The organism is Streptomyces sp. NPDC050085 (genome assembly GCF_044460595.1).
Classification (GTDB): domain Bacteria; phylum Actinomycetota; class Actinomycetes; order Streptomycetales; family Streptomycetaceae; genus Streptomyces.
In genome coordinates, this window is sequence record NZ_JBITJZ010000011.1 from 207719 (window position 1) to 220155 (window position 12437).

12 protein-coding genes are annotated in these 12437 nt (G+C 72.5%); 3 read left to right on the forward strand and 9 right to left on the reverse strand.

From position 1 onward, the window contains the following. Positions 1–3: 3 nt before the first annotated feature. Positions 4–1728: a DNA repair protein RecN gene (gene recN, locus ACIBUY_RS32695; protein ID WP_399154539.1), complete on the reverse strand. Its 1725-nt coding sequence runs from the start codon at positions 1726–1728 to the stop codon at positions 4–6. Between the two features lie 201 nt (positions 1729–1929). Between recN and ACIBUY_RS32700 the strand changes: the two genes are divergently transcribed. After that, positions 1930–3276 carry an FtsX-like permease family protein gene (locus ACIBUY_RS32700; protein ID WP_399154529.1) on the forward strand — a complete coding sequence of 449 codons (1347 nt, stop codon included), beginning with the start codon at positions 1930–1932 and terminating at the stop codon, positions 3274–3276. 87 nt (positions 3277–3363) lie between these two features. Here ACIBUY_RS32700 and ACIBUY_RS32705 read toward each other — a convergent pair whose 3' ends face one another. From ACIBUY_RS32705 to ACIBUY_RS32715, 3 genes are read right to left on the reverse strand one after another with little or no spacing between them, the layout of a single operon-like run. Next, positions 3364–4269 (reverse strand): NAD kinase, encoded by a 906-nt coding sequence (locus ACIBUY_RS32705; RefSeq protein WP_365567019.1) that lies wholly within the window; start codon positions 4267–4269, stop codon positions 3364–3366. Next, the gene (locus ACIBUY_RS32710) at positions 4266–5081 is read right to left on the reverse strand and encodes a TlyA family RNA methyltransferase (protein WP_365567018.1); all 816 of its coding nucleotides are present in this window, start codon (positions 5079–5081) and stop codon (positions 4266–4268) included. Before ACIBUY_RS32710 ends, ACIBUY_RS32705 begins: the two co-directional genes overlap by 4 nt. 7 nt (positions 5082–5088) lie before the next feature. Further along, positions 5089–5352 carry a hypothetical protein gene (locus ACIBUY_RS32715; RefSeq protein WP_365567017.1) on the reverse strand — a complete coding sequence of 88 codons (264 nt, stop codon included), beginning with the start codon at positions 5350–5352 and terminating at the stop codon, positions 5089–5091. 42 nt (positions 5353–5394) lie between these two features. On the opposite strand from ACIBUY_RS32715, the gene ACIBUY_RS32720 reads away from it, so the two are divergent. Continuing rightward, a complete protein-coding gene (locus ACIBUY_RS32720) occupies positions 5395–5742 on the forward strand; it encodes an SCP2 sterol-binding domain-containing protein (RefSeq protein ID WP_365567016.1) in 348 nt (115 codons plus the stop codon). Here the strand turns inward: ACIBUY_RS32720 and ACIBUY_RS32725 are convergent. From ACIBUY_RS32725 to ACIBUY_RS32740, 4 genes are all read right to left on the reverse strand, one after another. Beyond that, positions 5726–6667: an ABC transporter ATP-binding protein gene (locus ACIBUY_RS32725; RefSeq protein WP_399154530.1), complete on the reverse strand. Its 942-nt coding sequence runs from the start codon at positions 6665–6667 to the stop codon at positions 5726–5728. The two genes, ACIBUY_RS32720 and ACIBUY_RS32725, sit on opposite strands and share 17 nt — an antisense overlap. After that, the gene (locus tag ACIBUY_RS32730; protein WP_365567164.1) at positions 6628–7656 is read right to left on the reverse strand and encodes an iron chelate uptake ABC transporter family permease subunit; all 1029 of its coding nucleotides are present in this window, start codon (positions 7654–7656) and stop codon (positions 6628–6630) included. Before ACIBUY_RS32730 ends, ACIBUY_RS32725 begins: the two co-directional genes overlap by 40 nt. A gap of 98 nt (positions 7657–7754) precedes the next feature. After that, positions 7755–8801, reverse strand: a complete 1047-nt coding sequence (locus ACIBUY_RS32735; protein WP_399154531.1) for a FecCD family ABC transporter permease — start codon at positions 8799–8801, stop codon at positions 7755–7757. Between the two features lie 192 nt (positions 8802–8993). Then, complete coding sequence (locus ACIBUY_RS32740; RefSeq protein ID WP_399154532.1) at positions 8994–10046, reverse strand: HAD hydrolase-like protein; 1053 nt, start codon at positions 10044–10046, stop codon at positions 8994–8996. Between the two features lie 72 nt (positions 10047–10118). Here ACIBUY_RS32740 and ACIBUY_RS32745 point away from each other — a divergent pair, with 72 nt between their 5' ends. Next, the gene (locus ACIBUY_RS32745) at positions 10119–11393 is read left to right on the forward strand and encodes a DUF1015 domain-containing protein (protein WP_365567012.1); all 1275 of its coding nucleotides are present in this window, start codon (positions 10119–10121) and stop codon (positions 11391–11393) included. Between the two features lie 59 nt (positions 11394–11452). Here the strand turns inward: ACIBUY_RS32745 and ACIBUY_RS32750 are convergent, their stop codons facing one another. Continuing rightward, entirely contained in the window at positions 11453–12244 is a 792-nt protein-coding gene (locus ACIBUY_RS32750; protein ID WP_399154540.1) for a tetratricopeptide repeat protein, read from the reverse strand. Positions 12245–12437: the final 193 nt, after the last annotated feature.

Sequence of the window (12437 nt, forward strand, 5' to 3'; positions counted from 1 at the left end):
GAGTTACGCATCGGCGCGCGCCGCCGCCAACAGCTCCTCCGCGTGCGCGCGGGCCGTCTCGGAGTCCTCCTGGCCCGCGAGCATCCGCGACAACTCCCGTACGCGGTCCTCGCCTTCGAGGACGGTCACGCCGGAGCGCGTCACGGAGCCGTCGTTCGTCTTCTCGACGAGCAGCTGCCGGTCGGCGAACGCCGCGACCTGCGGGAGGTGCGTGACGACCACGACCTGCGCGGACTTGGCGAGCTTGGCGAGGCGGCGGCCGATCTCGACGGCGGCCTTGCCGCCGACGCCGGCGTCGACCTCGTCGAAGAGGTACGTGGGCACGGGGTCGGTGCCCGCGAAGACGACCTCGACGGCGAGCATCACGCGGGACAGTTCACCGCCGGAGGCGCCCTTGGCGATGGGGCGGGGCAGGGCCCCGGGGTGCGGGGCGAGCAGCAGCTCGACCTCGTCGACGCCGCTGGGCCCGGCGATCACGGTCCGTCCCTCGACCTCGATGCCGTCCCCCTCGCCGGTCTCGGTCTGCCGGATGTCGAAGGAGATCCGGGCGTGCGGCATGGCGAGCGAGGCCAGTTCCTCGGTGACCGCGGCGGCGAAGCGGGCGGCGGCCTCGATGCGGGCGGCCGTCAACTCCTGGGCCAGCGCGCCGAGTTCACCGCGCAGCGACTCGCGCTCGGCGGTCAGCTCGTCGATCCGCTCGTCGTCGCCGTCGAGTTCGAGCAGCCGCGCGGCGCTCGTCTCGGCCCACGCGAGCACCGCGGCGACGTCCTCGCCGTACTTGCGCGTGAGCTGGGTGAGCGCGGCCCGGCGCTCCTCGACGGCCGACAGGCGCAGCGGGTCGGCGTCCAAGTCGTCGGCGTACCCGGCGAGTTCGGCGGCGACGTCGGTGAGCAGGATCTGCACCTCGCCGATCCGCTCGGCGAGCGTGGCGAGGGCGGGGTCGTGCGAACGCACGGCATCGAGGGCCCGGTTGGCGCCGCCGACCAGCGTCGTGGCGTCGACTCCCTCCGGGTCCTCGGGGTTTCCGGCGAGCGCGGCGTGCGCGGCGGTGGCCGCCGAGGCGAGCGCCTCCGCGTGCCCGAGCCGCGAGGCCTCCTCGGCCAGCTCCACGTCCTCGCCGGCGCGCGGCTCGACCGCGGCGATCTCGTCGAGCCCGAACCGCAGCAGATCGGCCTCCTGCGCCCGCTCACGGGCCCGGGTGGTGATCTCGTCGAGCTCGTTGCTGACGCGCTTGAGCCGCTTGTACACGGCCGCGTACTTGGCGAGCGGCTTCGCGACCGCGTCCCCCGCGTACCGGTCGAGCGCCTGGCGCTGCCGGCCGAGCTTCAACAGGCCCTGCTGGTCGGTCTGTCCGTGCACGGCGACGAGGTCGTCCGCCAGCTCGGCGAGGACGCCGACCGGCACGGACCGCCCGCCCAGGTGCGCCCGCGAGCGCCCCTCGGCGGAGACGGTACGGCTGACGAGCAGCACCCCGTCCTCCAGCTCGGCGCCGGCCTCCTCGGCACGCGTCTGCGCACCGGAGCCCGCGGGCACGGCGACGCGCCCCTCGACCACCGCGTTCTTCGCGCCGATCCGCACGAGCGCCGGGTCGGCCCGCCCCCCGAGCAGCAGCCCGAGGCTGGTGACGACCATGGTCTTGCCCGCGCCCGTCTCACCGGTCACCGCCGTGAATCCGGGCGACAGCTCGACCACCGCGTCGTCGATGACTCCGAGCGACCGTATCCGCATCTCCTCCAACACGGACACGACCTTACGAGGTCGGGGGCCACCTGTGCGACGGGCCCTGGCCTCCGGGAGGGAATCAGCAGGTGACGCGGGCCCCGCACACAGGGTCTTCACCCGGGCGAGTGGGGGTGGGGTTGTCCCCCGGGATGATCGACGGGCCCGCCCCATGTCCTTGGCAGGACCGGTCCGCGCACGCTTGACCCCATGAGTACGGCACTGGCGCAGGCAGCCCTCAAGGCCCACCGTCCGGCGTTCGTGGGGACGGCGGTGGCCGCACTGTTCGCGGCGACCGTGGTGAGCGCCTCGCTGATGATCCTCGTATCGACCGGCACGCACGACGTCCCTGCGGCCGCCCGCCACGCCATCACGGCGAACGGGGTCGGCGACATCGCGACCGTGCTCCTCATCGGCTCGATCTACATGTCGATTTTCGTGGTGGTCTCCACGATGGGCACGGCCGTCGCCCAGCAGCACCGCGAACTGGCCCTGGTCCGCGCGATCGGCGCCCGCCCGCGCCAGGTCCGCCGCGCGGTGGCCCTCCAGGCGCTCGTGGCGTCCGTACCGGCGGCGCTGCTCGGCTTCGCGGCGGGCGGGGTGCTGGCCCGCTTCTGGTTCCACGGGATGGTCACGCACGACCTGATCCCCGCCTCGGTCCCGTTCCGCTTCTCCTGGCTGGCGCTGCCCGTCTGCCTCGCGGTGGCGGTCGTGACCACGACGATCGCGGCGTTCCTGGCCTCGCTGCGCTTCTCGCTGCTGCGCCCGGCCCGCGCCCTGGACGAGGCCGCGGCGGGCCGCCGTCGCCTGGGCCTGCTGCGGGCCCCTCTCGGGGTCCTGGCGTTCGCGGGGGCCGGGTTCCTCTCCGTCCTCCTGTCGCAGCAGTCGGCGGACGACGCGAACCAGGGTGCCTTCCTGGTCCTGATCCTGTTCTGCGTCGGCGTGGGCCTGCTCGGTCCGCGGCTGATCGGCCCGGCGGCCTGGCTGGTCTCGGCGCTCATCGGCCGGATCGGGCCCGGCGCCCGGCTGGCGATGCTGAACATCCGCTCGCAGCCCCGCCGTTTCTCCGCCGCGGTGGTCCCGCTCGTCCTGGTCGTCGGCTTCGGCGTCACGAAGATCGCCCTGCGGACCACGGCCGCGCACGTCACGGGCTCGGCGGGCAGCCCCGGCGAGGTGTGGCTCGACTACATGGGCACGGCCCTGTACGCGGGCTTCGCCGCCATCGCCTCGGCCAACACCCTGGCGATGATCTCCCTGGAACGCCGCCGCGACGTGGCCCTGCTCCGCGTCGTCGGCTCCCAGCGCCGCCAGATCACCGCGATGGCGTTCTGGGAGGCGCTGGTGGTGGCGGGCACGGCCCTGCTGCTCGGGGCGGCGATCGCGGGAGTGACGCTGGCCCCGATCCTCGCGAGCGCCTTCGGTTCCCCGTTCCCGTACGTCCCGTGGTCCCTGGCCGCCGCCGTCGCACTGACGACAGCGGCCCTGACGGTCACGTCGACGGGCGTCCCGGTGCGCTGGGCGATGCGCGGACAGGCGGTACGGGTCCTGCAGGGCTGACCCGGTTGATGGGGTTGATGCGGTTGATGCGGTTGATGCGGTTGATGCGGTTGTTGGGGTACATACGGTCGAGGCGGTCGAGGGCGGCTAGTTCGGCGCCCCGCGCCACCCCGCCACCGGCAGCGCGAACTTGGCCACGAGCCGGTCGGTGAAAACGGCGTGATGCAGCCGCGCGAGCCGCACCGGCACGGCCCCCCGCCGCACCTCCACCCGCGCCCCCGCGGGCAGTTCCACGGTCCGCCGCCCGTCGCACCACAGCACTCCCTGCGGCGTGTGCGGCTGCACCTCCACGGCGAGCACCGAATCCGGCGACGTGACCAGGGGCTTGGCGAACAGGGCGTGGGCGCTGATCGGCACCATCAGCAGCGCCTCGACCTCGGGCCACACCACGGGCCCGCCCGCCGAGAAGGCGTAGGCGGTCGACCCGGTGGGCGTCGCGCACACGATTCCGTCGCAGCCGAATCCGGTGACGGGCCGCCCGTCGATCTCGAGGACGACCTCGAGCATCCGCTCGGGCTCGGTCTTCTGCACGGCGGCCTCGTTCAGGGCCCAGTCGCGGTGCACGACGTCTCCGTTGCGGTGCACGACGACGTCGATCGTCATGCGCTCCTCGACCTCGTACTCCTTGGTGACGACCCGGTCGACGACCTTGTCCAGGTCGTCCCGCTCGGCCTCGGCGAGGAAGCCGACCCGGCCCAGGTTGACCCCGAGCATCGGCACGCCGGACGCCCGCGCGAACTCGGCGCCGCGCAGCAGCGTCCCGTCACCGCCGAGCACGATGAGCAGCTCGCACGCGTCCAGGCAGGCCGGGGTCGCCTCCTTCACCAGCTCCACCTCGGGCGGCAGCGGCAGATCGGCCGCCTCCGCCTCCAGGACGCGCACGCCCAGGCCGCTGCGGAGCAGCCCCTGGACGACGAGTTCGGCGCTGCGGATGGCCGCGGGCCGCCCGGTGTGCGCCAGCAGGAAAACAGTACGAGCTCGGGTCTGTGTCAACGAGGCCCCTCCGCCACTGCACGGTCGATGTCGGCCGGGTCCGCCTCGGGCGCCCCGGCACGCAGCCACAGAAAGTACTCGACGTTCCCGGAGGGCCCGGGCAGCGGGCTCGCGGTCACGCCACGCACGCCGAGCCCGAGCCGGAACGCCTGCGCGGCGACCTCGCGCACGGCCTCGGCCCGCAGCTCGGGGCTGCGCACGACTCCGCCGCTGCCGAGGCGCTCCTTGCCGACCTCGAACTGCGGCTTGACCATCAGGACGAGGTCCGCGTCGGGCGCCGCGCACCGCGCGAGGGCGGGCAGCACGAGCCCGAGCGAGATGAACGACAGGTCGCCGACCACGATGTCCGCCGGTACGCCGTCGATCGCGTCCAGCGTCAACTCGCGCACGTTCGTACGGTCCTTGACGGTGACGCGGTCGTCGCTCTGCAGCGACCAGGCGAGCTGCCCGTATCCGACGTCGACGGCCATGACGTGCGCGGCGCCGGACCGCAGCAGGACGTCGGTGAAGCCGCCGGTGGACGCGCCGGCGTCGAGCGCCCGCCGCCCCTCCACCACGAGCCCCTGCGGCACGAAGGCGGCCAGCGCGCCCGCGAGCTTGTGCCCGCCGCGCGAGACGTACTCGGGGTCGCTGTCGTCCGACGCGACGACGATCGACACACCCGTGTCCACCTGCGTCGCGGACTTGGTCGCGACGATCTTGCCGACGGCGACCCGCCCCTCGGCGATCAGCTGACTGGCGTGCTCGCGCGAGCGGGCCAGCTTCCGGACGACGAGTTCGGCGTCGAGGCGGCGACGTGCCACACCTGCCACGTTGGGTTCAGCTCCTGTGCTCGTACGAGGATGACGGCTGGGGCCTGGCGTCCAGCGCGGTCAGCGCGGTGCGCAGCCCCTGGTGTACATCCTCGTACACCTCGACGTGTCCGTCCGCCGCGAGGTGGTCCACGTCGCCGAGCCGCTCCAGCTGCGCGTCCACCTCGGCGTTGCCGGTGGGGGTGCGCTCGATGCCGAGGGGGGCGGGGGCCGCGGGCTCGTACGACGGCTCATCGGCCGGGGCCGGCACGTCGGCCGGAGTCTCACTCATGCCCCGACGCTACCTCGGAAGGCCGGTGTACCGTCGATCACGATGGCCACGATCGAAGAGTGCCGGGCGGCACTCGACACACTCTCGGACAACATGGCGGGGGCCGACGGTGACGTCCGCTCCGCCGCGGCGCTCGACCGCTCGCTGAGCTGCCGCATCACCGACCTGGACGTGACGTTTTCCGGCCGTCTCGAGGACGGCCGGATCAAGGTGCTCGACACCCGGCCCGGGCCGCCCGCGCAGAAGGCGCAGATCCGCCTGGCGATGACGGGCGACGACCTGGTGGCGATGGTGAACGGGCGGCTGAACTTCGCGAAGGCCTGGGCCTCGGGCCGGGTCAGGCTGGAGGCCTCGTTCCGCGACCTGCTGCGCCTCAGGACGCTGCTGTAGCGACCGCCCGCTGCCGGGCCTTGCGCGCGGCGGGCACCACCAGCGGCGTCCCCGTCTCCGGATCGTCGATGACCTGGCACTTCATACCGAAGAGCCGCTCGACGAGCTCGGCGGTGACGATGTCCTTCGGGGCGCCCTCGGCGATCACTTCCCCGTCCCGCAGCGCGATGAGGTGGGTCGCGTACCGGGCGGCGTGGTTGAGGTCGTGCAGCACGGCGACGAGTGTGCGCCCCTGCTCCTCGTGCAGTTCGGCGCAGAGGTCGAGGACGTCGATCTGGTGCTGGATGTCGAGGTAGGTCGTCGGCTCGTCGAGCAGCAGCAGCGGCGTCTGCTGGGCGAGCGCCATGGCGATCCACACGCGCTGGCGCTGGCCGCCGGAGAGCTCGTCGACGTACCGGTCGGCGAGCTCGGCGACGCCGGTCGACTCCATCGACTCGCGTACGACCTTCTCGTCCTGCGGCGACCACTGGCGCAGCAGGCCCTGGTGCGGGTAGCGGCCGCGGGCGACGAGGTCGCCGACGGTGATGCCGTCGGGCGCCACCGACGACTGCGGCAGCAGCCCGAGCGTCTTGGCGACCTTCTTCGCGGGCATCGACTGGATGACGCTGCCGTCGAGCAGCACGCGCCCCGCGCTCGGCTTGAGCATCCGCGACAGGGCGCGCAGGAGCGTGGACTTGCCGCAGGCGTTCGGGCCGACGATCACCGTGAAGGAGTTGTCGGGGATCTCGACGGACAGCTTCTCGGCGATGACGCGCTGGTCGTATCCGAGGGTCACGTCGTCGGCTATCAGCCTGTTCACAGGGGTACTCCTTTGGTTCGTACGCGAAGACGTACGCGAAGACGTACGCGAAGACGTACGCGCGTCGGTCGTCGAAGGCTGCCCGCTCATATCCGCCCCGCCTTGCGCTCGGTGACCAGCAGCCACAGCAGATAGACACCGCCGACCACGCCGGTCACGACGCCGACGGGCAGCTGGTCCGCGCCGAACGCCCGCTGCGACGCCAGGTCCGCGACGATCAGCAGGGTCGCGCCCATCCAGGTGGACGCCATCAGGTTCGGTCCGGGCGACTTGGTCAGGCGCCGCGCGATCTGCGGCGCGGTCAGCGCCACGAAGACGACCGGCCCGGCCGCGGCAGTCGCGGCCGCGGTCAGGAAGACGGAGGCGGTGAGCAGCAGCAGCCGGGTCCGCTCGACGCGGATGCCGAGCCCGCCGGCCGAGTCGTCGCCCATCTCCAGCATGCGCAGCGGCCGCCCGTACGCGGCGACGACGGGGACGAGCACGACGAACAGCCAGAACAGCGGCCACACCTGGTCCCAGCCGCGGCCGTTGAGGGACCCGGTCATCCACACGGTGGCGCGGGCGGCGTCGACGAAGTCGGCCTTGGTGAGCAGATAGCCGTTGATCGCGGTGACGAAGGCGGAGACGCCGATGCCGACGAGGACGAGCCGGTAGCCGTGCACGCCCCGCTTCCACGCCAGTACGTAGATGGCGAGACCGGTGACGAGCCCGCCGACGAGGGCGCCGATCGCGACCTCCCCGGCGCTCCCGCCGAAGATCACGATCATCACGAGCGCACCGGCGGTCGAGCCCTGCCCGATGCCGAGCACATCGGGACTGCCCAGCGGATTGCGGGAGATGGACTGGAAGAGCGCCCCGGACAGGCCGAGCGCGCCGCCGACCAGGAGGCCGACGAGGACCCGCGGCAGGCGCAGGTCGTTGATGATGAACTCCTGGCCGGCGTTGCCGTGCCCGACGAGGGTGCGCAGCACGTCGAGAGCCGGGATCGGGAAGTCGCCGGTGCCGATCAGGACGACGCTCCCGGCGAGCGCGACCACGATCAGGGCCACCACGACGACGGACGCCCGCACGTCGACCCGCACGGAGAGCCCGCCGGGGGTGCGTATCGCCTTCATCGCCTTGATGTCCCGCGCCTTGGTGCCCCGAGCCTCGATGTCCCGAGCCTTCGTGGCAGGCGCCTTGGTGGCAGGCACCTTCGTCTCTTGGTTCGCCTTCACAGCTGGGCCAACCTCCGGCGTCGTACGAGGAAGATGAAGACCGGCGCGCCGATGACGGCGGTGACGATGCCGACCTGGAGCTCGGCCGGGCGGGCCACGATGCGGCCGACGACATCGGCGCCGAGCAGCAGGACCGGCGAGAGGATCGCCGCGTACGGCAGGATCCAGCGCAGATCGGGCCCGGTGAACGAGCGCACGATGTGCGGCACCATCAGGCCGACGAAGACGATGGGCCCGCAGGCCGCGGTGGCCGCGCCGCACAGCAGGGTCGCGGCGGCCATGCTCAGCGCGCGGGTGCGCCCGAGGTGGGCGCCGAGCGCGCGGGCGGTGTCGTCGCCCATGGCCATGGCGTTGAGCGGCCGGGCGAGGCCGAGCGCGAGGACGGTACCGGCGGCGATGAACGGCCAGACCTGCTCGATCGTGTCCATCTTCGCGCTGGCCAGCGAGCCGACCTGCCAGAACCGCATGCGGTTCAGCGCGACGTCGTCGGTGATCATCACCGCGTAGAGGTAACCGGAGAGTGCGGCACTGATGGCGGTACCGGCGAGGGCGAGCCGCACGGGCGTCGCGTTGCGCGTGCCGCCCAGGATGTACACGAGGGCGCCGACGGCGGCAGCGCCGCAGAACGCGAACCAGACGTACCCGCTGAGCGAGGTCACCCCGAAGAAGCTGATGGCGGTCACGACGGCGGCGGACGCGCCCATGTTGATGCCGAGGATGCCGGGGTCGGCGAGCGGATTGCGGGTCAGCGCCTGCAGCACCGCACCGGCGAGCCCGAGCGCGAGCCCGGCCAGCAGACCGAGCAGCGTACGGGAGACGCGCTCGCCCACGACGACGTCCGCGTAGTTGTTGGTGTCGTGGAACAGGCCGTGCCAGACCTGGTCGAGCGAGAGCGGTTTGGCTCCGACGGCGATGCTCGCCACGACGACGGCGAGCAGCAGGACGGTCGCGACGAGCAGCCCGGCCGTACGTATCGCGATACGGCGGCCGGGGGGCGCGGGAGCGGTCTCCGCGCTGGTTTCTGGGGGACTGTCGACCAACACGAGGTTAGGTTAGCCTACCCTCCGATCCGGCTACCTCCCCTACCTGGTTCGACGAAAAGGCCCGGGTAGGAGCAGGGGCAAGAGCGGGCGGAGCCGGAAGCCCAGGCAGGGCTCACCGCCGGCCCTGCCCTCCCTCCTCCCCCTCCCTACAGCCCCAACTTCCCCCTCCCTACAGCCCCAACTTCCCCCTCCCTACAGCCCCAACCGCGCCAGAACCTTGTCCGAGTCCAGCTCGCACTCCCCGTCCCCCGCCGCCGTCCACGCGGCAGCGCACAGCGCCCGCAGTCCGTCGATCGACTCCCCGTCCCCCTCGAGCTCCAGCTCCGCCGCCCCGGCCGAGGCCGTCCAGCCCCCGCACCGGAACCCGGTCCCCTCCTCGGCCACCTCCGGCTGCCCGGTCAGCAGCCCCCGCAGATCCAGGTCCACGTACGTCGGCCGGTGCTGCGGCGGCGCGGCCAGCAGCTGCGCCCCGTCCGTCACTCCGGTCAGCACGAGGAGCGAGTCCACCTCCCCGTTGAACGCGCCCTCGATGTCCGTGTCCAGGCGGTCCCCCACCACCAGCGGCGTCTTCGCCCCGGTCCGCAGAATCGTCTCCCGGTGCATCGGGGGCAGCGGCTTCCCCGCGACCTGCGGCTCCGCGCCGGTCGCGATCCGGACGACCTCGACCGCCGCCCCATTACCCGGCGCGATCCCGCGGCCGCTCGGAATGGTCAGGTCCGTGTTCGACGCGAACCACGGCACACCCCGCGCAATGGCATAACAGGCCTCGGCGAACCGCCCCCACGCCATGTCGGGCCCGCCGAACCCCTGCACCACAGCGGCCGGATCGTCGTCGGCCGAGTCCACCGGCACGAGCCCACGCTCGCGCAGTGCGACCTTCAGTCCTTCCCCGCCGATCACCAACACCCGCGCCCCGCCCGGCACTTGTTCACTGATGAGCCGCGCCACGGCCTGCGCCGACGTGATGACATCGCCCGCCCCGGTCGGAATCCCGAGCTCGGTCAGGTGCTCGGCCACCGCATCCGGGGTCCTCAGCGCATTGTTCGTCACGTACGCGAGCCCCATCCCCCCGTCACGCGCCACGGCCAGCGCGTCCACGGCGTGCTCGATGGCGTGCCCGCCCGCGTAAACGACCCCGTCCAGATCGAGCAGCGCCGTGTCGTACGCCTCGCTCAACGCCCGCGCGCTGCCCTCCGGCCGCACCCGAGACCCGCCGCCGGCCGCACCGCTCGCACTCTGGCTCATTCCGTATCGCCCTTCTTTCGATCCCACTGACCCGATCATCCCCCACGCCACTGACACTCGTACGATGCACGAATGAACACTGCAGGTGACGGCTTGGATCTGCGCCCCTTCCGAGGGGTGCGCTACGTCCCCGAGCGCGTCGGCAGCCTCGCCGCCGTCACCTCGCCCCCGTACGACGTCGTCGTCCGCCCGGACGGCCTGCTGCACCTGGAGAGCGCGGACCCCCACAACATCGTCCGCCTGATCCTGCCGCAGGCCACGTCACCGCAGTCCCGCAACGACCAGGCGGCCGACACCCTGCACCGCTGGCTCACCGAGGGCGTCCTCGCCCCCGACGCCGAACCGGCCCTGTACGTGTACGAGCAGCGCAACGGCGACCTCCTCCAGCGCGGCCTCATCGGCGCCCTGCGCCTGTCGGAAGCCTCCGAAGGCGTGGTCCTGCCGCACGAGGACGTCATGCCGCACGTGATCGAGGACCGTGCGGGCCTGATGCGCACCACGTCGGCGAATCTCGAGCCGCTCCTGCTGACCTACCGCAGCAACGGCAACGCCACGGGCGCCACTGCTGTCGTCGAGCACACGGTCCGCCGCCCTCCGCTGCTCGCCACGACCACGGAGGACGGCTACAGCCACCGCCTGTGGGCGATCACGGACCCGGCGGAACAGCAGCAGGTCCAGTACGCCCTGGCCCACCACCAGGCCCTGATCGCCGACGGCCACCACCGCTGGGCGACCTACCTGCGCCTGCGCACCGAACACCCCTCGCCCACCCCGTGGGACTACGGCCTGGTCCTCCTCGTCGACACGGCCCGCTATCCGCTGCGCGTGCGCGCCATCCACCGCCTCCTGAACCGGCTCCCGATCGACCAGGCACTGGCGGCGGCCGCCCCCTGCTTCCGCGTACGAAATGTCGCGGGCCCCCTCCCCCAGGCCCTGGACGTCCTGGCCGGCGCGGCAGCCCACGGCAACGCCTTCCTCCTGACGGGCACGGACGGCACGTTCCACCTGCTCGACCGCCCGGACCAGAACCTCCTTGACCGTACGATCCCCACGGACCGCCCGGAGGCCTGGCGCACCCTGGACGCGACGGTCCTGCACGCCGTGCTCCTGGGCCACGTCTGGGGCATTCCCGAGGACTCCCCCGCCGACGTCTCGTACATCCACGACACGGCGGCGACGGTCGAGAAGGCGCAGCGCGACGGCGGCACCGCGGTCCTCATGCACCCGGTCCGCGAGGAGGTCGTGCGCGAGCTGGCCCGCCAGGGCGTGACGATGCCCCGCAAGTCGACGTCGTTCGGCCCGAAGCCGGCAACGGGCCTGGTCCTGCGCACGCTCACCGACGACTGACCCGCAAACGACGGACGGGCGGGCCCCCGAAGGAACCCGCCCGCCACTACAGCGCCCGCCTACTTGAAGTCGGAACCGTCTTCACCATCGACATCGCCATGGGCCGACGCCGGTGCCGCAGCCTCATCGGCGTCGGCGTCGGCCGCGTCATCGTCATGGTCATCGTCATCGCCGTCGAAGGCGTCGACGAACTCGACACCGTCCAGCTCGGCCAGCCGGTCGGACGCGTCGGTGCTGCCGTCCTTGTCGGACTCGACGGCCTTGGCGAACCACTCGCGCGCCTCGTCCTCCTGCCCGGCGGCCAGCAGCGCATCGGCGTACGCGTACCGCAGGCGTGCCGTCCACGGTTGCACGGAGTTCGAGGCCAGCTCGGGACTCTGCAGCGTGACGATGGCGGCGTCCAGCTGCCCCATGTCCCGCCGCGCCCCGGCCGCGACCAGCCGCATCTCGACCTGCCCTGCCTTGTCCAGGCGGTTCACCTCGGACGCACCGGCCATGTCGAGCGCCTTCTCCGGTCGCCCGAGCCCACGCTCGCAGTCGGCCATGACGGGCCACAGCTCGACATTGCCGGTCATCCGCCGCGCGGCCCGGAACTCCGCCAGGGCCTCGTTGTACTTCTGGTTCGCGTACGCGGCGAAGCCCGCAGCCTCACGCACGGCGGCGACGCGGGACGCGAGCCGCAGAGCGACCCGCGAGTACCCGTAGGCACCCTCGGGATCCTCGTCGATCAGCCGCGCAACCATCACCAGGTTCTTGGCGACATCCTCCGCAAGCCCCTTCGGCAGGGACTGCAGCTCCTGCTGTACGTCCTTGTCGAGCTCAAAACCGGAAACGTCCTCGGGGATCGGCAGCCGCTTGATCGGCTCACGGTCCCGCTCCCGCTCATCCCGGAATCGCCCGCCGCCACGGCGGTCGTCGCGCCGGTCGTCACGCCCACGGAACCCACCGGGCCGCCCGCCACGATCGTCGCGCCCGCGGTAGCCGCCGCCACCGCCACCGCCACGGTTGTCGTCACGCCGGTCACCACCGCGGTAGCCACCACCG